Source organism: Flexivirga sp., from assembly GCF_035551235.1.
Lineage (GTDB): Bacteria > Actinomycetota > Actinomycetes > Actinomycetales > Dermatophilaceae > Flexivirga.
The window spans coordinates 306,278-320,245 of the sequence record NZ_DASZNO010000019.1; the positions used below are offsets into that span (position 1 = coordinate 306,278).

Here is a 13,968-nt window from a genome sequence, read left to right on the forward strand (position 1 = left end):
GCCGCTGTCTCGTGGACAGCCCATTGAGTTCGCAAACCGTTGCCAAGTCAGCACGGCGCAGCACTCCCGCGCGGTCGTGGATGGGTACCCCATTACTCTGGACGGACCGCTCATCCAGCAAGGAGATCACCAAGAGTCATGGCCGATTTCGCCTACGAAGACCTGCTGCCGCTCGGAGACGACGCGACGACATACCGCAAGTTGTCCGACACCGGCATACGCACCGTCGAAGGCCCGGGCGGGCGGACGTTCCTCGAGGTGGATCCCGAGGCGCTGCGGCTGCTGACCGAGACCGCGATGCACGACATCGCCCATTACCTGCGTCCGGCGCACCTGGCGTTCCTGCGCAGGATCCTGGACGACGACCAGGCGAGCAACAACGACAAGTTCGTCGCCATGGACCTGCTGAAGAACGCCGGCATCGCCGCGGCCGGTGTCCTGCCCATGTGCCAGGACACCGGCACCGCGATCGTCATGGGCAAGAAGGGCTCCCAGGTCCTCGTCGGCGGCGACGGCCCGGACGAGCAGTCCATCGCGCGTGGTGTGTATGACGCCTACACGCGGCTCAACCTGCGCTACTCGCAGATGGCACCGGTCACCATGTGGGAGGAGAAGAACACCGGCTCCAACCTGCCCGCCCAGATCGAGCTGTATGCCGACACGGCCGCCGGCCACGAGAACTCCTACAAGTTCCTGTTCATGGCCAAGGGCGGCGGCTCGGCCAACAAGTCCTTCCTCTACCAGGAGACGAAGGCGATCCTGAACCCCGACTCGATGATGAAGTTCCTCGACGAGAAGCTCCGGTCGCTGGGCACATCGGCCTGCCCGCCATACCACCTTGCGATCGTGATCGGCGGCACGAGCGCCGAATTCGCTCTGAAGACAGCGAAGTACGCCAGTGCGAAGTATCTCGACGAGCTGCCGACGTCCGGCGACGCGGCGACCGCGCACGGGTTCCGCGACGTTGAGCTGGAGGAGCAGGTGCTGGAGCTGACTCGCAACTTCGGCATCGGCGCGCAGTTCGGCGGCAAGTACTTCTGCCACGACGTCCGCGTGGTGCGCCTCCCCCGGCACGGCGCGTCGCTGCCGGTGGCGATCGCGGTCAGCTGCTCGGCCGACCGGCAGTGCCTGGGCAAGATCACCCCCGAGGGCGTCTTCATCGAGCAGTTGGAGACCGACCCTGCACGCTTCCTGCCGGACACCACCGACCAGGATCTCGACGCGACCGATGTCGTGCAGATCGACCTCAACCGGCCGATGGACGAGATCCGCGCCGAACTCACGAAACACCCTGTCAAGACTCGCCTTTCGCTGACCGGCCCGCTCGTCGTCGCGCGCGACATCGCGCACGCCAAGATCAAGGAGCGCCTCGACGCCGGCGAGGAGATGCCGCAGTACCTCAAGGACCACGCCGTCTACTACGCCGGCCCGGCCAAGACGCCCGACGGTTACGCGTCCGGATCGTTCGGGCCGACCACCGCCGGACGGATGGACTCGTATGTCGAGCAGTTCCAGGCTGCCGGCGGGTCGATGGTGATGCTGGCCAAGGGCAACCGCAGCAAGCAGGTGACCGACGCATGCAACGCGCACGGTGGGTTCTACCTCGGCTCCATCGGCGGTCCCGCGGCCCGGCTGGCGAAGGACTGCATCAAGCAGGTCGACGTGCTCGAGTATCCGGAGTTGGGAATGGAAGCAGTGTGGAAGATCGAGGTCGAGGACTTCCCGGCCTTCATCGTCGTCGACGACAAGGGTGAGGACTTCTTCGCGGCCACCGCCAAGCCGACCGCCTTCACCATCACCACGAGGCCCGGGCTGTGACCGCGCGACTGACCCCGCAGCAGGCGTGGGATCAACTGGTCGAGGGCAACGCACGGTTCGTCTCGGGGGCGACGCAGCACCCCAACCAGGACCTGGAACGACGGCACGTGCTCGAGTCGGGCCAGCGTCCGACGGCGGTGCTGTTCGGCTGCGGCGACAGCCGGGTCGCGTCCGAGATCATCTTCGACCAGGGTCTGGGTGACTTGTTCGTGGTGCGTACGGCCGGTCACATCATCGACGACGCCGTGCTCGGGTCGATCGAGTTCGGGGTCGAACTGCTCGACGTCCCGCTCATCGTCATCCTCGGTCACCAGTCCTGCGGTGCGGTGGCCGCTGCGATCGACGCCGCCGAGACCGGTCAGATGCCTCCCGGCTACGTCCGGGACATCGCCGTGCAGGTCATGCCCAGCGTTGCGCGGGCACAATCCACCGGCTCCGCGACGCCCGCGGAGGTCGGCGCGCTGCACGTGCGCGCCACGGCCGACCTGCTGGTGGACCGCTCACGCATCGTCCGTGACGCGGTCGACCGGGGCGACCTCGGCATCGTGGGCGCGACCTACGCCCTCAATGACGGCACGGCGTCCGTCCTGACGACGACGCCGGCGATCCGCTCCGCGAACGACTGACCATGCAGGTCGTCTCGCTGCGCATTCATCCGGTGAAAAGCACTGCAATCACGCAGGTTTCGAACGCGTATGTCGGCTTCGCCGGCCTGCGCGGCGACCGCGAATGGATGATCGTCGACGAGTCGCGGGCGATGGTCAGCGCGCGGGAGTTGCCGTCGCTTTTCGGCATACGGGCCGAGCCGGTCGGGTCGCCGGAGGGCGGCGACTCCCCCGCGGTCAGGTTGTCCGCCGGGGGTTCGTCATACATCGTGCGAGCGGGTGGTCGTGCGGTCGAGGCGACGATGTTCACGCGTCCGCCGATGCGGGTCGAGGCTGCGGCCGAGTCGGCCTCGGAGTGGCTCGAGCAGGTGACGGGGCGGGCCGGGCTGGATGTCGTGTGGTGCGCGAATCCGGCGGAACGCACGCTGAATCCGGAGTTCTCGCGGCCCGACGACCGGGCGGCGTTCCAGGACGGTTATCCGGTCACCATCGCGTCGCTGGCGTCGCTGCGGCAGTTGAACGAGTGGATCGAGGAAGCCGGCGGCGACGCGGTCACGATCGACCGCTTCCGGCCGAATGTCGTCATCGACGGCGAGATCCCGTTCGCCGAGGACGACTGGACGTCGGTGCAGATCGGCGGGGTGCGGTTCCGGGCGGCCAAGCCGGTGGACCGATGCGTGATGACGCTGGTCGAGCCGACCACTCTGGCCAAGGGCAAGGAGCCGATCCGCACCCTCAGCCGGCATCGCAAGTGGGACGGCAAGACGTGGTTCTGTCATCACCTGATCCCCGACACCGAAGGGGCGATCAGCATCGGCGACCAGGTGATCGCGACCAGCGACTGACGCCGCCCCTCTTCACCGAGAGGCCCCGCAAATACCGAGAGGACACCCGAATCCGGCCGAAAACGGCCGAATCGGGTGTCCTCTCGATGCGTTAGGTGTCCTCTCGGCGAGGGGTCAGGCGGGTTCGCCGACGACGGTGACCTCGATGTTGCCGCGGGTCGCCTTGGAGTAGGGGCAGAAGCCGTGTGCCTTGTCGGCCAGCTCCTGCGCCTTGGCGGCGTCGACGCCGGGGATCTTGGCGGTCAGCGCGACGGCGATGCCGAAGCCGGTGTCGGTCTTGCCGAACGTCACGTCAGCGGTGACCGTCGACTCGCTGGCGTCCACGCCATCCTGCTGCGCCATCGCATTGAGCGCTCCGGAGAAGCACGCGGAATAGCCTGCGGCGAAAAGGGTTTCGGGGTTCGCCTTCGGGTTGGCCTGGCTGCCGGGCTTGCCCAACGGCAGGTCGACCACGCCGTCGGCACTCTTGACGTTGCCTTCGCGGCCGCCCTTGGCCGTTGCCGCCGTCGTGTAGAGAACCTCAGTGACTTTCTCGGACATTGGTGTGTGCCTTTCTCGATTCGATGATCGCAAGGTGCTGGTGCGGCGCGCGTCGTGCTGATCAGCTCACACGCCCCGCGGTCCTTCACAGTACGACGCGCGCTGAGACGATCCCAAGGGGCGTCCACCCGTCGGCATCCCTCCGGGTCAGCCCGTCGCGAGGAAGGTCTCACCGCGCGGTATGACGCCCTGCTCGTCACCCCGGAGCGCGTCGTCGGTGAGCGGTCCCGCACCCCACACCGACGGGTCCGGCAGGTCCTGGCGCAGGCTCGGCACGACCTCGTCGGCGAAGACCTCCAGACTGCGCCGGTGGTCGGACTCCGACACCCCCTGGGCATCGGCTCCGACATGCAGCACCGTGTGCCCGAACCGGTCGTGATAGCGCTGGACCTTGTCGAGCACCTGCGCCGGGCTGCCGATCAGTGCCGAGCTGCGCTCGATGTATTCATCGAGCGTCGCGAATGCCGGCTCCACGCCGAGTCGACGCTGTGCGGCGAGGTATCCGGCGAATGCCGGCTCGAACGTCGCCCGCGCCTCCTGGGACGTTCGTGCCACGGACAGCCCGGCACTGCCGGCACCGACCGTGAGCGCCGCGGGATCGTGGCCGTAGTGGTCCCACCGCTCGCGGTAGTGGTCGATGAGTTCGGCATACGGCTCGATCGAATGAGTGACGTTCGCCGAGAAGAGCGGCTCGCCGTAGCGCGCGGCCAGGTCGACGGATGCCCGGCTGGTCGCGCTGCCGTGCCAGACACGCACCGGCTGTTGGTAGGGCCGTGGCCATGCTTCGGCGTCACGCAGCGCGGGACGGAATCGCGTGTCGGCCGTGACCTTCTCCTGGCGCCAGAGTGCTCGGAACACCTCGTAGGACTCCGCATTGCGATCCCACTGGTCCTCCTCGGTGACGGCGAACAGGTCACGTTGTGCGCTCCCGTTGCCCTTGCCGATGATGAGTTCCAGCCGCCCCTCCGACAAGTGGTCGAGGGTCGCGTAGTCCTCATACGCACGCACCGGGTCGAGCAGGCTGAGCGTGGTGACAGCGGTGAACAACCGGATGCGCCGGGTCCTCGCCGCGAGATGCGAGAGGACGACGGTCGGCGCGGAGGAGATGAACGGCCGCTCGTGGCGCTCCCCCACACCGAACCCGTCGAGACCGATCTGCTCGGCGAACTCCGCGGCGCGGACCACCTGCGCGAAGCGCTCATGGGTCGAAACCTGCTCTCCCGTCAGCGGATCGGGCGAATGCACGATCAACGAGATGGCGATGACCTTCATCCCGCAACTCGCTCCGCAGCCGCTGCATCGAGGGACGGGTCCAGCTCACCGGCCGTGACCGCGATCGGCAGGCGGTTCTCGATCGGCGGCAGCGGGCAGGTGGCGTGCGGCGTGTACGCGCACGGCAGGTTCACCGCGCGGTTGAAGTCGAGGACCACCTCACCACCCGCATCAGGAGCGCTCACGGACAGCGAGCGGACCGCGGGATACGTCGTGTCGCCGGCCGTCTCATCGGTGAACAGCACCAGCAGCTCCCCGTCGCCGTGTCCGGGGAACGCAATGAGCGACAGTGGCTCACCGTCACGCGTGAAGGTGATCTCGCCGACTGCGTCATACACGTGCTCGAGGCCCTCCACCGCTGCACCGACCGTCGTGGGTCGTGGCTTCACGAAGGGCGCGAAGAGGCCCGTGAGCACCCAGGCCGGGTCCGGGCGGTATGCCGCGGTGCCCTCGAACGACGTCCGTCGGGGGTTCGCCGGGTTACGCGGCCGGAGTATGTCGAAGCCGCCGCGCTTGGCGACCTCGATCCGGACATCGCCGCTCGCCACCGTGAGTCCGTCGCGCTCGGCGATGACGCCGAAGTCGTAGTCGCCGGAGATCGGCCGGTCGTCGAGCAGCAGGATCTCCGAGGTCTCCAGCTCGACGTGCACGCCGCGGTCGTCGCTGTGCCACACACCGGGAACGCCCGGGAAACAGGTCGGTTCGGCGTTCAGGAAGTGCAGTCCGGTGACCGCCAGAAATCCGTGCGGGGTAGCCAGCGCTCGGTCCTTCGCCTCGTGCCAGTCCTGCCAATCACGCTGGTATTGCTCGATGCTCGCGCTTGCGGGAAGTTGGATTGTCATGGTGAAACCTCTCCTGGTGTCAGAATGTCGCGGGTGGGTTGAGCTGCGACTGCTTGATGACGGACGAGGCGACCTTCCACTTGGCGAAGATCTTGCCGTAGGTGCCGTCCTTGATCAGGTCGTTGACCGCCGCCTGTATGGCGGACGCGACCGGCGACTTGCGCGCCGTCACGAAGCCGACCGGCGTTTGGGTGATCTGGCCCAGGAACCGGGTTCCCGGGATCTTCTGCGTGACGACCTTCTGACTCAGGGTCGGGCCGAAGAACACGTCGACCTTGCCGTTCTGCAGGCCGAGGTAGATCGGCGCGGTGTCGGAGAAGTACTGCACGTGATACGGCTTCTTTCCGGCGGCAGCGCACTTCGGAGCGAAGCTCGTCAGCAGCTTCTGGAAGGTCGTTCCGCTGGTCGTCGCAACCTTCAGTCCGCAGATGTCGAGCAGTGACTTCACCCGCTTGACCTGCACGTCCTTGCTGCCGACGAATGCCTGGCCGTCATTGAGGTAGGTCGCGAAGTCGACGACCTTCTCGCGCTCCTTCGTGACGCCGAAATTGCCTTGTCCCACTTGGTATTTGCCGCTCTGTACACCGGGGATGATGGTCTGGAAGGTGCCGGTCTCGACCTGCCAGCTGATGCCGAGCTTCTTCGCGACGGCCGCTCGGATGTCGAGGTCGAGTCCGGCTTCCTTGCCGTCGACGATGCCCGCGTGCGGCAGACCGGCGGTGCCGGTTACCTGTGTCGTGCCGAGAATCAGCTTGCCGGACTTCCGGACGCTCTGCGGCAGCAGCTTGCGCGCTGCCGAGTCGACCGAGATCTTGCCGGTGAAGTCGGCCGGAGCCGCCTTCGCTCCGCCGGCGCCCGCAGCTCCCCCGCCGGATGCCGCAGCGCCTCCGGATGAGCTGCCGCACGCCGCGAGGGTCGCTGCGACACCCAGCGCGGTGGCGACGCCGAGCAGCTGTCGTCGGGTGTTTCGGGTGGTTGTCGTGTCCATGATCGATGTCTCCAGGTCTGTGCTCAAAGGACCGCGGCGACGAAGCCGCGGAGTCGGTCGTTGTCGGTGTTCTCGAGGACCTCGGTGGGTGTGCCGCGCGCGACGATGCGCCCGCCGTCGAGGAAGACGAGCTGATCGGCGACCTCCCGGGCGAAGCCGATCTCGTGCGTGACGATCGCCATCGTGATGCCGGTCGTGGCGAGTTGCTTGATGACCGCGAGCACCTCCCCGACGAGTTCGGGGTCCAGCGCGCTGGTGGGTTCGTCGAAGAGGATCAGCTTGGGATCCCGGGCCATCGCACGGGCGATCGCGACACGCTGCTGCTGCCCACCGGACAGCCGGCTCGGATAGGTGTCCTCCCGGCCGGCCAGCCCGACCTGCTCCAGCAGCTCACGAGCCCGTTCGCGTGCCGCAGCCGGTGCGACCCCGGCCGCCAGCTGGCCCTCGGCGATGTTCTGGGCCGCCGTGCGGTGGCCGAAGAGATTGAACTGCTGGAAGACCATCCCGATGGCAGCGCGCTGCCGGGCCACGTCCCGCGATGAGCGTTCGCGCAGACGCCCCTTCTCCGGTCGGTAGCCGATGACTTCGCCGCCGACCTCCACGTAACCGGCGTCCGGCCGCTCCAGATGGTTGATGCACCGCAGCAGGGTCGACTTGCCGGAGCCCGATGGTCCGATGATGGCCGTGACGCTGCCGGCCGGTATGTCGAGATCGACCCCGCCGAGCACATCGTGGCCGCCGAACGACTTGTGCAGGTTACGGATTCGCACGTCGACGCTCGCACTCCGGAGGGTGGCGATGCTCATGCTGCACCACCCTTCGCGAACCCGCGGTGCGTGAAGCGCGGGAGGCCTTCCCGCCATACCTGCGACAGCGAGCGGGCCGGCCTGCTCGTGCGCTTGCCCCGTGCGAAGTGGCGTTCGAGCAGGAACTGCCCGATCGACAGGATCGTCGTCAGCACGAGGTACCAGATGGTGGCGACCAGCAGCAGCGGGATGATCTTGAAGTTGTCGTTGTAGATCAGCTCGCTCGCGCCGAGCAGGTCCTGCACGGCGATGACACTGACGAGTGAGGTCGCCTTGAGCATGCCGATGAGCATGTTGCCCGAGGCCGGAATGATCGACGGCATCGCCTGCGGCAGCACCACCCGCCGGAACGTCCGCCACCGGGACAGCCCGATCGAGGATGCCGCCTCGGTCTGCCCGTGGTCGACCGAGAGCAGGCCACCACGCACGATCTCGGAGGCGAATGCAGCCGCGTCGATCGACAGCGCGACGTATGCCGCAGCGACCGCCGAGAAGAGATGCGCGGTCTGGAAGGACACGAACTCGGGCCCGAACGGTATGCCGAGCGACAGCCGCGGATACAGCGACGCGATCTCGAACCAGAAGAGCAGCTGCACCAGCGGCGGCACCGAGCGCACCAACCAGACGAAGCCGAAGGATGCCGTCCGCAGCACCGGATTGTCCGACAGTCGCAGCGCTGCCAGCCCGATGCCGAGCACATAGCCGGTCACCATCACCGCGGCGGTCAACCACAGCGAGAGCACCAAGCCGCGCAGGATCGCGGAACTTCCGAAGTAGTCGCCCACCACCGCCCACTCGAAACGTGGATTGGTGAACAGCGTGTTGAGCAGCATCGCCGCGAGGACGAGTGCCACTGCGGCTGCCGCCCACCGTGCGGGCTTCCGTCGGGAGACCAGCTTGGCGCCGGCGAGGTCGTCGACCGTCTCGTCCGCGAGGGGCGCTTTCGGGGGTGCCGGCAACGGGTCGGCCAATACGTGCGACATATGACGAATTTCCTCACGTTGCAATCGTTTCGGTGGATCCACGTGATGGTCACCGAGCACCGGCCGGCAGTTCGTGGGAAGAGACCGCCGCGGGTCCGTGCACCGTCGCGCTTATGGGAGCCGCGAAGCCCGCGGTCCCATCGGGTGGTCACCTGGAGCACCCCGCCGCGGATGGAGGGTTGCCGGACAGCCAGCCAGGGCTTGACGCTGTCGCTCATCACCTGAACCGAAACATAATCCGACCTTCTCCGTTGGGCAAGTTTTTGTGATGCTCTATCCAATTGGTGGGATATGCGACCCGAAAGCGTGGCCGGCCGGCGGGCTATCGTGGAGCTCCCCGTCCGACCAGAGAGGTGCCCCGTGCAGATCACCGCCCGCAGTGACTACGCGGTGCGCAGTGCCCTCGAGCTCGCCGCGGCCTACCCCAGCCTGCTGACGATCGACCAGATCGTCAGCGACCAGGACATGCCGCGCAAGTTCGTGGAGGCCATCCTCAGCCAGCTCCGGCGCAGCGGTCTCGTGCAGACCCAGCGGGGCTGCGCAGGCGGCTACACACTCTCCCGGGACCCCGCGAAGATCTACGTCGGCGAGGTCATCCGCAGCGTCGACGGACCCTTGGCCGAGGTGCACGGCGTGCGCCCGCACGAGCTCGAATATGACGGCGTGGCAACGCATCTGCCCGAGCTGTGGGTTGCCCTGCGAGCCAGCATGCGGACAGTGCTGGACACCGTGAGCCTGGCCCAGCTGGTCGCCGGCCGACTGCCGGCCAAGGTCCGCCGGCTGAACGACGTCGACGACGCCTGGCTACCCCGCTGATCAAGCGGATGGCACGCGCGCACGCGTCCCTCAATTTCTACTTTTCCGGTATGCATTGGACAGAATCGGAAAGATCGGGCTAGGCTCGCCATCAGGTCACGAGAGACAGCGTGAAGCCCTGGCTGGCTGTCCGGCAACCCTCCGCCGCGGTGGGGTGCCCCAGGTGATGACCCGGCGGCACCGCCGGTGCCGCAAGCGCGAATCCCGGTCTCCTTCTTCGGAATCCCGGTGGTGACCTCTTCGCGACGCCGCATCTGACCTGAAAGTGATGCCGATGTCCAACGACTACCCGATTCACCTCGCCGTCGCCCTGGACGGCGCCGGGTGGCACCCGGCTGCCTGGCGCCTGAGCACGGCTGCTCCCGCTGATCTCTTCCGGCCGCAGTATTGGGCCGGGCTCGTCCAGGAGGCCGAACACGGCCTGCTGGACTTCGTGTCGATCGAGGACCGGTTCGCAGCAACCAGATTCCCCGACGGCGACCGGTCCGCTGTGGTCCACGGATCGCTGGACTCCGCACTGATCGCGTCCCACGTCGCACCCCTCACCGACCTGATCGGTCTGGTGCCCACGGCCGTCGCACCGCACACCGAGCCGTTCCACATCTCCAAATCGGTCGCGACACTGGACTACGTCAGCACCGGACGCGCCGGGCTACGGGTCCGCACCAGCGCAGACCCTCGCGAATTCGCGAACATCGGGCGGCGAAGCGCCCCGGAGCTGCATGCCGGGCAACCGTCCGCCGACTTCGTGACCGAGGCCTTCCGCGAGGTCTCCGACTACGTCGAGGTGGTCCGGCGGCTCTGGGACAGCTGGGAGGACGGCGCGGAGATCCGCGATATCGATACCGGTCGCTTCATCGACCGCGAACGACTGCACTACATCGACTTCGAGGGTCCCAGCTTCTCGGTGCGTGGACCGTCCATCACGCCCCGCCCCCCGCAGGGACAGCCTCCCGTCGTACTCCTGGGCCACGACGAGCGCGGGCACGCCCTGATCGGTCGCGACGCGGACATCGGGTTGATCACACCGCGCGATGCCGCCGACGTGGCGGCCACCACGACATCGATCCGCGGAACTGCGGTGTCCTCCGGCCGGGCTGCGCAGGACGTCAAGGTGCTCGCGGACCTCGTGGTCCTCCTGGACTCGACGACGGCTGCGGCCGAGGCGCGCCGCGAACGGCTCGACGGGCTTTCGGCCACCGGCTCCAGCAGCGACGCCGCAACCTTCGTCGGCACCTCCGAGGATCTGGCCGACCTGTTGCTGGAGTGGTCGGCCGCAGGCCTCGACGGCTTCCGGCTGCGGCCGGCGATCTTGCACGAGGACCTCGCGCACATCACCCGAGACCTCGTTCCAGTCCTGCAACGCCGCGAGGCGTTCCGCCCCCATTACACGACGAGCACGCTGCGCGAGCATTTCGGTCTTCCCCGGCCGACCAGCCGCTACGCCGCGGCGTGAAAGGACGACCTCCATCATGAGCAACCAGAAGCAGATTCGCCTCGGCGCCCACTTCCCGGGCGTGAACAACACCACGGTGTGGAGCGACCCCGCCGCGGGAAGTCACATCGAGTTCGAGTCCTTCCGACGTTTCGCCCGCACTGCCGAGCAGGGCAGGTTCGACTTCCTCTTCCTTGCCGAAGGACTGCGCCTGCGCGAGCAGCGCGGCCGCATCTACGACCTCGATGTGGTCGGCCGGCCGGACACGTTCGCCGTTCTCGCGGCGCTCGCGGCGGTCACCGACCATCTGGGCCTGGTCGGCACGATCAACGCCACCTTCAACGAGCCGTATGACGTGGCACGGGAGTTCGCCACCCTGGACCACCTGTCCGACGGTCGCGCCGGTTGGAACGTCGTCACATCGTCGGATGCGTTCACCGGAGAGAACTTCCGCCGGGGCGGCTTCCTGGCAAAGGAGGACCGCTACACACGGGCAGAATCGTTCGTGACCGCAGCCCGACGGCTGTGGGACTCGTGGGCGGACGACGACCTCGCGCCCGACACCTCATCGGGACGGTTCGTGACGAACGACGATTCGGGATCGTACGAATTCACCGACCGGCACTTCGACATCCGCGGACGCTTCAACGTCCCGCGGTCGCCGCAGGGCCAGCCGGTCGTCTTCCAGGCCGGCGACTCCGACGAGGGGCGGGAGTTCGCCGCCGGGAACGCGGACGCCATCTTCAGCCGGCACAGCACGTTCGACGCCGGCCGGGAGTTCTACGCCGATGTGAAACGCCGCCTGCCGCGGCACGGACGCTCGGCAGACGACCTGCTGATCCTGCCGGGAGCGACGTTCGTGGTCGGTGACACCGACCACGACGCCCAGGAACTGGCACACGTCATACGCCGACAGCAGGTGAGTGGGCAGACCGCGATCAACGTTCTCGAGCAGCTGTGGAACCGGGACCTGTCGTCATACGACCCGGACGGCGCCCTGCCCGAGATCGACCCCGTGCCAGGGGAGAACACGCTTGCCCAGGGCCGGGCGAGTGTCCGCCGGCACGAGGACGTGCTGGCGACCGCGAAGGAGTGGCGGGAGCGTGCCGCGGCGCAGCACCTGTCCATCCGTGAGCTGGTCATCGAGGTGACCGGGCGCCAGAGCTTCGTCGGCTCCCCGCTGACCGTCGCCACCCAGCTGAACCACTTCGTGCAGCACGATGCCTGTGACGGCTTCATCCTGGTTCCCCACCTGACACCCGGCGGGCTCGACCCGTTCGTGGATCGCGTGGTGCCGTTGTTGCAGGAGCTCGGCGTCTATCGCACGGAGTACGACGATTCGACGCTGCGGGACAACCTGGGCCTGCCGGGAGTACGCACCGAACGGACCTCCCGGGACGTGGCATCGTGACCGCCGTCCCGTTGTCGGTGCTGGACCTGGTGCACGTTTCATCCGGATCCAACCCACGCGAAGCGGTGCGTCACAGCGTTGACCTCGCCCGGCGTGCAGAGGAATTCGGTTATGTCCGTTACTGGTTCGCCGAGCATCACCTCAACCCAGGAGTGGCCGGGGTCTCCCCCGCACTGACGATCGCGCTGGCCGCAGCTGCGACCGACGAGATCCGGATCGGTGCCGCCGCGGTGCAGATGGGCCATCGGTCGGCGTTGTCGACGGCCGAGGAGTTCGGACTGCTGGATGCTGCACACCCGGGACGGATCGACCTCGGACTCGGGCGCTCGGGCGGTCGTCCGCCGGCAACGCAGGGACCGGCACGGGCACACACCGAGGTGCTCCCCGGTGGACTGGTCCTGCCGCCGCCGTTCTCCTTCGCGCGACTCGCGCAGTCGCCCCGGTTCGCGCTCCAGCGCGACCTGCTGCTCGGAACCGACCCCACCCCGCAGCCATATGGCGAACAGGTGGACGACCTGCTCGCGCTGCTGGACGGCTCGTACCGGCACCCCAACGGCGAGGAGGCGCACGTGACGGGTGAAGGCGCCGACCTGCAGATCTGGATCCACGGCAGCAGCGCCGGGGAGAGCGCCGCCGTCGCGGGACGTCACGGCCTGCGATTCGGCGCGAACTACCACGTGGCTCCGGCCAACGTCCTCGAGGCGATCGACGCCTACCGGACGCACTTCCGCCCCAGCGCGCGTCTCACCAGCCCGCACGTGATCGTCTCCGCCGATGTCGTGGTCGCCGAAACTGACGACGCAGCAAGGGAACTCGCGTCCGGCTACGGCCCGTGGGTCCGGAGCATCCGGACCGGCGAGGGCGCCATACCGTATCCGACACCGCAGGAGGCCCGCGCGCTTCCGTGGTCTGACTCGGACAGCTCGCTGGTGTCCGACCGGTTGGCCACCCAGTTCGTCGGCACCGCCACCCGAGTCGCCGACCAGCTACAGGTTCTCCAGGAAGCGACCGGCGCCGATGAATTGCTGGTCACGACCATCACCCACGACCACGACGACCGGGTCCGGTCGTTCCAGCTTCTGGCGAAGGAGTGGCAACAGCGATGAGCATCACCGCACCCTCGATCATCGAAAGCGCCCGGCTGCGAAGGGTTTTCGCCGCACACCCGAGCGGGGTCACCGCGCTGGCGGCAACAGTCGACGAGACACCGGTCGGCATGATCGCCAGCACCTTCACCGCAGTGTCCCTGGAACCCGCGCTCGTGTCCGTGTGCATCGCGCACTCGTCGACGACGTGGCCGACACTGCGGAAAGCGTCCCATCTCGGTCTCAGCCTGCTCTCGTCGCAGCAACAGCATGCAGGGCGAGCACTCAGCGGCCACGCGAGCGAGCGCTTCACCGCGCTCGATTGGCGCGAATCACCCACGGGCGCAATCCTGTTGGACAACGCAAGCGCGTGGTTCGAAACGACCCTGCACGACGTCTTCCGGGCCGGTGACCACGACATCGTGGTGCTGCGCGTGCGGGACCTGGACGTCGACGAGTCGACGACGCCGCTGGTCTACCACGGCAGTGCGTTCCGTCAGCTCGCGTGAACCGAGTCCGGCC

The 13,968-nt window shown here is 67.6% G+C and carries 14 protein-coding genes and 2 riboswitches; of the genes, 8 read left to right on the plus strand and 6 right to left on the minus strand.

Annotated elements, in window-relative coordinates; genetic code table 11:
• Nucleotides 1–138 precede the first annotated feature (138 nt).
• Genes VG502_RS04540 through VG502_RS04550 form a run of 3 tightly spaced genes read left to right on the plus strand, consistent with a single transcriptional unit; the run spans nucleotide 139 to nucleotide 3,268 of the window.
• Entirely contained in the window at nucleotides 139–1,818 is a 1,680-nt protein-coding gene (locus VG502_RS04540; RefSeq protein WP_325548840.1) for a fumarate hydratase, read from the plus strand.
• Nucleotides 1,815–2,444, plus strand: coding sequence for a carbonic anhydrase (locus VG502_RS04545; protein WP_325548841.1), 630 nt, complete (start codon nucleotides 1,815–1,817; stop codon nucleotides 2,442–2,444). The genes VG502_RS04540 and VG502_RS04545 overlap by 4 nt, the downstream gene beginning before the upstream one ends.
• A 2-nt stretch (nucleotides 2,445–2,446) precedes the next feature.
• Nucleotides 2,447–3,268 (plus strand): MOSC domain-containing protein, encoded by an 822-nt coding sequence (locus VG502_RS04550; RefSeq protein ID WP_325548842.1) that lies wholly within the window; start codon nucleotides 2,447–2,449, stop codon nucleotides 3,266–3,268.
• Between the two features lie 114 nt (nucleotides 3,269–3,382).
• On the opposite strand, the gene VG502_RS04555 is transcribed toward VG502_RS04550, so the two are convergent.
• From VG502_RS04555 to VG502_RS04580, 6 genes are all read right to left on the minus strand, one after another.
• Nucleotides 3,383–3,808, minus strand: a complete 426-nt coding sequence (locus VG502_RS04555) for an organic hydroperoxide resistance protein (RefSeq protein ID WP_188838961.1) — start codon at nucleotides 3,806–3,808, stop codon at nucleotides 3,383–3,385.
• A 147-nt stretch (nucleotides 3,809–3,955) separates the two neighbouring features.
• Complete coding sequence (locus VG502_RS04560; RefSeq protein WP_325548843.1) at nucleotides 3,956–5,080, minus strand: LLM class flavin-dependent oxidoreductase; 1,125 nt, start codon at nucleotides 5,078–5,080, stop codon at nucleotides 3,956–3,958.
• Nucleotides 5,077–5,922: a DUF1684 domain-containing protein gene (locus VG502_RS04565; protein WP_325548844.1), complete on the minus strand. Its 846-nt coding sequence runs from the start codon at nucleotides 5,920–5,922 to the stop codon at nucleotides 5,077–5,079. Before VG502_RS04565 ends, VG502_RS04560 begins: the two co-directional genes overlap by 4 nt.
• Nucleotides 5,923–5,941: 19 nt before the next feature.
• The gene (locus VG502_RS04570) at nucleotides 5,942–6,910 is read right to left on the minus strand and encodes a transporter substrate-binding domain-containing protein (RefSeq protein ID WP_325548845.1); all 969 of its coding nucleotides are present in this window, start codon (nucleotides 6,908–6,910) and stop codon (nucleotides 5,942–5,944) included.
• Between the two features lie 23 nt (nucleotides 6,911–6,933).
• Nucleotides 6,934–7,716: an amino acid ABC transporter ATP-binding protein gene (locus VG502_RS04575; protein ID WP_325548846.1), complete on the minus strand. Its 783-nt coding sequence runs from the start codon at nucleotides 7,714–7,716 to the stop codon at nucleotides 6,934–6,936.
• Nucleotides 7,713–8,699, minus strand: coding sequence for an amino acid ABC transporter permease (locus VG502_RS04580; RefSeq protein WP_325548847.1), 987 nt, complete (start codon nucleotides 8,697–8,699; stop codon nucleotides 7,713–7,715). The genes VG502_RS04575 and VG502_RS04580 overlap by 4 nt, the downstream gene beginning before the upstream one ends.
• A gap of 102 nt (nucleotides 8,700–8,801) precedes the next feature.
• Nucleotides 8,802–8,921, minus strand: a riboswitch (SAM riboswitch).
• Nucleotides 8,922–9,059: 138 nt separating this feature from the next.
• Here VG502_RS04580 and VG502_RS04585 point away from each other — a divergent pair.
• The 5 genes from VG502_RS04585 (at nucleotide 9,060) to VG502_RS04605 (ending at nucleotide 13,955) form a co-directional block, all read left to right on the plus strand.
• Nucleotides 9,060–9,515 (plus strand): RrF2 family transcriptional regulator, encoded by a 456-nt coding sequence (locus tag VG502_RS04585; RefSeq protein ID WP_325548848.1) that lies wholly within the window; start codon nucleotides 9,060–9,062, stop codon nucleotides 9,513–9,515.
• A 94-nt stretch (nucleotides 9,516–9,609) separates the two neighbouring features.
• A riboswitch (SAM riboswitch) is annotated at nucleotides 9,610–9,719 on the plus strand.
• A 70-nt stretch (nucleotides 9,720–9,789) separates the two neighbouring features.
• Complete coding sequence (locus tag VG502_RS04590) at nucleotides 9,790–10,971, plus strand: LLM class flavin-dependent oxidoreductase (RefSeq protein WP_325548849.1); 1,182 nt, start codon at nucleotides 9,790–9,792, stop codon at nucleotides 10,969–10,971.
• A 16-nt stretch (nucleotides 10,972–10,987) separates the two neighbouring features.
• Complete coding sequence (locus VG502_RS04595) at nucleotides 10,988–12,361, plus strand: NtaA/DmoA family FMN-dependent monooxygenase (protein ID WP_325548850.1); 1,374 nt, start codon at nucleotides 10,988–10,990, stop codon at nucleotides 12,359–12,361.
• Entirely contained in the window at nucleotides 12,358–13,467 is a 1,110-nt protein-coding gene (locus VG502_RS04600; RefSeq protein ID WP_325548851.1) for an LLM class flavin-dependent oxidoreductase, read from the plus strand. The genes VG502_RS04595 and VG502_RS04600 overlap by 4 nt, the downstream gene beginning before the upstream one ends.
• Nucleotides 13,464–13,955 carry a flavin reductase family protein gene (locus VG502_RS04605; protein WP_325548852.1) on the plus strand — a complete coding sequence of 164 codons (492 nt, stop codon included), beginning with the start codon at nucleotides 13,464–13,466 and terminating at the stop codon, nucleotides 13,953–13,955. The genes VG502_RS04600 and VG502_RS04605 overlap by 4 nt, the downstream gene beginning before the upstream one ends.
• The last annotated feature ends 13 nt before the right edge of the window (nucleotides 13,956–13,968 follow it).